The sequence below is a fragment of the Lentimicrobium saccharophilum genome (assembly GCF_001192835.1).
Classification (GTDB): Bacteria; Bacteroidota; Bacteroidia; order Bacteroidales; family Lentimicrobiaceae; genus Lentimicrobium; species Lentimicrobium saccharophilum.
On the sequence record NZ_DF968182.1, the window covers coordinates 1,114,986 to 1,118,632 of the forward strand.

Below are 3,647 nucleotides of genomic sequence, written 5' to 3' on the forward strand. Positions count from 1 at the left end.
AATCCGAAATCCGCAATTAAAAATCCGGAAATAAATAAGTTCTTTGACATGTTGGAAGAAGAGAAACTGCCTTAAGAGGGAGGGCGATGAGGTAAAAGACGTCGGTCGCTCCACTAAGGTAGAAGAGTAGAATCGAGTACAATTAATAAAAGATAACTAAGAAAGTTATTAAGGGCGCAGGGTGGATGCCTTGGCTCTCAGAGGCGAAGAAGGACGTGATAAGCTGCGAAAAGCTTCGGGGAGGTGCAAATAACCTTTGATCCGGAGATATCCGAATGGGGCAACCCGGTACGTTGAAGACGTATCATCCCGAGAAATCGGGGAGCAAACGCGGTGAACTGAAACATCTAAGTAACCGCAGGAGAAGAAAACAATAGTGATTCCCTAAGTAGTGGCGAGCGAACGGGGAACAGCCCAAACCACAGATGTTACGGCATGTGTGGGGTTGTAGGACTGCAACAGTTGACTGTAAATTTGTAGTTGAATCACACTGGAAAGTGTAACCATAGGAGGTGATAGTCCTGTAAGCGAAACAAATTTACTACACGCGCAGTATCCTGAGTACCGCGGGACCGGAGAAATCCTGTGGGAATCTGCCAGCACCATCTGGCAAGGCTAAATACTCCTGAGAGACCGATAGCGAACCAGTACTGTGAAGGAAAGGTGAAAAGAACCGCGAACAGCGGAGTGCAATAGAACCTGAAACCGTGCGCCTACAAACGGTCGGAGGCCAGGCCATAGCTTGCTATGGTAGTAGCTAACGGCGTGCCTTTTGCATAATGAGCCTACGAGTTACTCCTCTCTGGCAAGGTTAAGTGTTTTAAAGCACGGAGCCGAAGCGAAAGCGAGTCTGAACAGGGCGAAGAGTCAGAGGGGGTAGACGCGAAACTTTGTGATCTACCCATGACCAGGTTGAAGGTCCGGTAACACGGACTGAAGGACCGAACCAGTTGACGTTGAAAAGTCTTTGGATGAGTTGTGGGTAGGGGTGAAAGGCTAATCAAACTGAGAGATAGCTCGTACTCCCCGAAATGCCTTTAGGGGCAGCCTCGAGGTTGAGTTTTATAGAGGTAGAGCTACTGATAGGATGCGGGGGCTTCACCGCCTACCAATTCCTGACAAACTCCGAATGCTATAAAATATACTCGGGAGTGAGGCGTAGGGTGCTAAGGTCCTGCGCCGAGAGGGAAAGAACCCAGACCATCAGTTAAGGTCCCCAAATGTATGCTAAGTTGATCTAACGAGGTTCGACTGCATTGACAGCTAGGATGTTGGCTTGGAAGCAGCCATTCATTTAAAGAGTGCGTAACAGCTCACTAGTCGAGCGGTCGGGCGTGGATGATAATCGGGCATAAGTATACTACCGAAACTGTGGATTTGTGTCATAAGACACGACTGGTAGGGGAGCATTCCGGTCAGCGTAGAAGGTGTGTTGTAAGGCATGCTGGAGCGTCCGGAAAAGCAAATGTAGGCATAAGTAACGATAATGCGGGTGAGAAACCCGCACACCGGAAGACCAAGGTTTCCTGATCAACGCTAATCGGATCAGGGTTAGTCGGGACCTAAGGCGTAGCCGAAAGGCGAAGTCGATGGACAACATGTTAATATTCATGTACCGGCAATAACTGCGATGGGGTGACGGAGTAGTGACAAGCATGCGTACTGACGGAATAGTACGTTGAAGGGTGTAGATAAATTCCTTACAGGCAAATCCGTAGGGGATGTCGAACCTGATAGTACCGTGAGGCTTCGGCTGAGCGGATAATTGCTGTAAACAGACTTCCAGGAAAAACCTCTAAGCATCAGGTTATTGGCGCCCGTACCGGAAACCGACACAGGTGGTCGAGGAGAGTATCCAAAGGTGCTCGAGTGAATCATAGTTAAGGAACTAGGCAAATTAGTCCTGTAACTTCGGGAGAAAGGACGCCCCGAGCAATCGGGGCCGCAGAGAAATGGCCCAGGCGACTGTTTATCAAAAACACATGGCTTTGCTAAATCGAAAGATGACGTATAAGGCCTGACACCTGCCCGGTGCTGGAAGGTTAAGAGGAGAGGTTAGTCGCAAGGCGAAGCTTTGAATTGAAGCCCCAGTAAACGGCGGCCGTAACTATAACGGTCCTAAGGTAGCGAAATTCCTTGTCGGGTAAGTTCCGACCTGCACGAATGGTGTAACGATCTGGGCACTGTCTCAACTATGAGCTCGGTGAAATTGTAGTTCCGGTGAAGATGCCGGATACCCGCAACGGGACGGAAAGACCCCGTGCACCTTCACTATAGCTTAACATTGACATTGAATAAACGATGTGTAGGATAGGTGGGAGACTGTGAAGCGGCTTCGCCAGGAGTCGTGGAGTCATCCTTGAAATACCACCCTTTGTTTATTCGGTGCCTAATCCCGCCAAGGGCGGGAGACAGTGTTTGGTGGGTAGTTTGACTGGGGTGGTCGCCTCCAAAAGCGTAACGGAGGCTTTCAAAGGTACCCTCAGCACGCTTGGTAACCGTGCGTAGAGTGCAATGGCATAAGGGTGCTTGACTGTGAGACCAACAAGTCGATCAGGTAGGAAACTAGGACATAGTGATCCGGTGGTTCCGTATGGAAGGGCCATCGCTCAAAGGATAAAAGGTACGCCGGGGATAACAGGCTGATCACTCCCAAGAGCTCACATCGACGGAGTGGTTTGGCACCTCGATGTCGGCTCGTCACATCCTGGGGCTGGAGAAGGTCCCAAGGGTTCGGCTGTTCGCCGATTAAAGTGGCACGTGAGCTGGGTTCAGAACGTCGCGAGACAGTTCGGTCCCTATCTGTTGTGGGCGTTAGAAGTTTGAGAGCACCTGACTCTAGTACGAGAGGACCGAGTCGGACATACCTCTGGTGTACCTGTTGTTGCGCCAGCTGCATCGCAGGGTAGCCACGTATGGATGAGATAAGCGCTGAAAGCATCTAAGTGCGAAACTCAGCTCAAGATGAGACTTCTTTTAAGGGTCGTTGTAGACTACGACGTTGATAGGTCGCAGGTGTAAAGACAGTAATGTCAAAGCCGAGCGATACTAATTACCCGTAAACTTTCTTAGGTACAAACTCTTTTACTTCACCTGTCCCCTTCAATGGGGCAGTGGACCTTCTTCCTGCACATGTCAATCCTTTTTTTAAAAGGATGTATCATATTCAAAAGCTTAAGGTGACTTTAGCGGTGGTGTCCACCTCTTCCCATTCCGAACAGAGAAGTTAAGCCCACCAGCGCCGATGGTACTGCCAAACCAGGTGGGAGAGTAGGTCGTCGCCAACCTTATAACACAAAGGCTATCCGAAAGGGTAGCCTTTTGTGGTTTTAAACATATCGGTCTGAGGGGGAGGGAATCACAGAGAAGTTAAGCCCGCCCGCGTCTCGTCGTCTGGTCAGACATTGAAAATTATCTTCAGATTGCTTCACCTTCGTCTGACGAGATGACGAGATACTGCCAAACCAGGTGGGAGTCTCGTCAGCTTATCGCTGAAAAACGCGATAAACCGACGAGATATAATCCGGTCGTCGCCAACCTTATAACACAAAGGCTATCCGAAAGGGTAGCCTTTTGTGGTTTTAAACATATCGGTCTGAGGGGGAGGGAATCACAGAGAAGTTAAGCCCGCCCGCGTCTCGTCGTCT

General features: G+C 49.8%; 2 rRNA genes. Both read left to right on the forward strand.

What is annotated here, in order from left to right:
- Positions 1-158 precede the first annotated feature (158 nt).
- Positions 159-3,072 (forward strand): 23S ribosomal RNA (locus tag TBC1_RS04010).
- Positions 3,073-3,175: 103 nt separating this feature from the next.
- Positions 3,176-3,287: ribosomal RNA gene (gene rrf / locus TBC1_RS04015) — 5S ribosomal RNA — on the forward strand.
- Positions 3,288-3,647: the final 360 nt, after the last annotated feature.